General features: G+C 53.4%; 1 protein-coding gene. It reads right to left on the bottom strand.

Annotated features, from left to right (window positions below; genetic code table 11):
- Positions 1 to 201: 201 nt before the first annotated feature.
- Positions 202 to 1773, bottom strand: coding sequence for an IS1182 family transposase (locus tag ACNQ6O_RS15770; RefSeq protein ID WP_418054126.1), 1572 nt, complete (start codon positions 1771 to 1773; stop codon positions 202 to 204).
- Between the last annotated feature and the right edge of the window lie 75 nt (positions 1774 to 1848).

Below are 1848 nucleotides of genomic sequence, written 5' to 3'. Positions count from 1 at the left end.
ATAACGAGGCTGTAGAAAAACCCAAAAATAAGCGAGCATTCCACCGCCTACGATCTCGTTTGTTTCAGCCGGCCAGTTCGCCCAGCAATTTCCAGTTTCCGGATTGATTGCCCTTTATAGACCTCAATCCCGCTATTTCAGTGTTCAGGCGCTCGTGGCCTTGTGCCCTAGGGTATTTCTGGGCGCATTGCCTCGCCCTGTTCACGCAGCCATCTGCCCATAATTCGCCAGTTTTTCAATATTGTGCACCAAGCAATACAACTGCCATTGCCCCTGCACTTTTCGCTTTCCACGCAGACTAAAACGGTTCAGGCGTTTGGTGGTACCGATGTTGCCGAACACTGGCTCCACCACCGACATGCGGTGGCTGTAGATTTCTTTGCCTTGCGGGCTATCTACCCGATGCTTCATCCAGTCCGTGTAGTTCGGGAGCCGCTTGTTTGCGATGGTGAAGGAGACTTGTCGGCCGGACCCTTTACGGTGGTTAGCGGAAGCCGGATTCTGCATGCATCGGTGTTTCTTTGGGCAGTGCCGGCACTGGAGCAGACGACCTTCGAATTGCACACGAGTCTTACCGTTCTCGGTTTCCCGTGTGCCTTGGTAACTGATGGCGTTGCCAGCCGGACAGATGCAAGTGAGGTTGACCGGATCGAACTGGAATTCACTCGCCGGAATGATGTTTTTCCAACCGGTTTTGGGCAGATTCTGGTGTCGTTTTCCGTACTTGCCTTTCTGCTGCGCGAACTTGGGGTCCCGGCTTCGGAATTTGTTGTCCGGCACGTAGCCGTTGATTTGCCGCTCGTGCAAATACTTCATGTTCGCTTCGTTGGCGAAGCCGGTGTCCGCCGTAACGACGGCACCTTGCTGGTAGATATTGTCGGCAATGCCCAACTTCTTGAAGCGAGCTTCGACCGTTTCCAGTACGGGTTGTAGGGTGTGGTGTTCCTGCCCTTCCCCGAAGGCTTGAGCATCGATGATGACTTGGTGCTTCTTGTCCACCGTTGCCACCCCGTTATAGCCCTGGATCGTGCCTTTGCTGGTGGTCATCTTGGCACTTTCGTTATCGGTGATGTTGCTCTTCACTTCCTTGCGCCGTTTCCCTTGGCCCATCCTTGGGCTGCTCGTCTTTAGGAATCGGTCTACTTTGGTCATCGCTTCGTCCAGCGACAGGATGGTTTTCGCACGGCGAATATCCCGATCCAGTTCGGCTTCGGTTTCCGCCTCATCCCGTTGGTGGTGTTCACGCAGATGATGGCGAATCAACCGCTTCAGCTTGTCGCGTTTTTCACCCAACTCTTTAAAGGTGCCCGACCATTCTTTCGCGGCGTTCGAGGACATTTTGCAGCCGTCGATGGCAAACAACTCGTTGCCTAGCAAGCCTTGCTCGTGACACACCAGCAACACCTGTTCGAACAGCTCTTCGATTTCTTCAGCGTGGCTGCTAACGAACTTAGCCAAGGTGGTGAAGTGCGGAACGGTGTCGCAGGACAGCGCTTTAAAAATGATGTTGGTTTCGCAGCACCACTGGATTTCGCGGCTAGAGGTGATGCCTTTCGAATAGGCGAACAGGATGATCTTCAGAAGAATGGCTGGATCGTAGGCCATGCGGCCGGTGTCGTCGTTGCGGTACTTGGGATGAAACACCGACAAATCCAGCTTGTGCTCAATCAGATAATGAACGGCGTGTTCAAAGGTGCCCGGCTGGAGCTGCTCTTGGTAATTGATCACGACCATCGCATCCTGGTCGTAGTTGTAGTGCTTGAAACGAGGCATCCCGACGACTCCTTGTCTGTTTGCTCAATGCTACCAAAACGAGTTCGATTTGGGTTTTTTCTACAGCCTCAACGC

It is taken from the genome of Marinobacter sp. SBS5 (genome assembly GCF_048285575.1).
In the GTDB taxonomy this organism is placed as follows: Bacteria; Pseudomonadota; Gammaproteobacteria; order Pseudomonadales; family Oleiphilaceae; genus Marinobacter.
The sequence above is the reverse complement of the archived record's forward strand: the minus strand, read 5'-3'. Positions and strand labels throughout refer to the sequence as shown.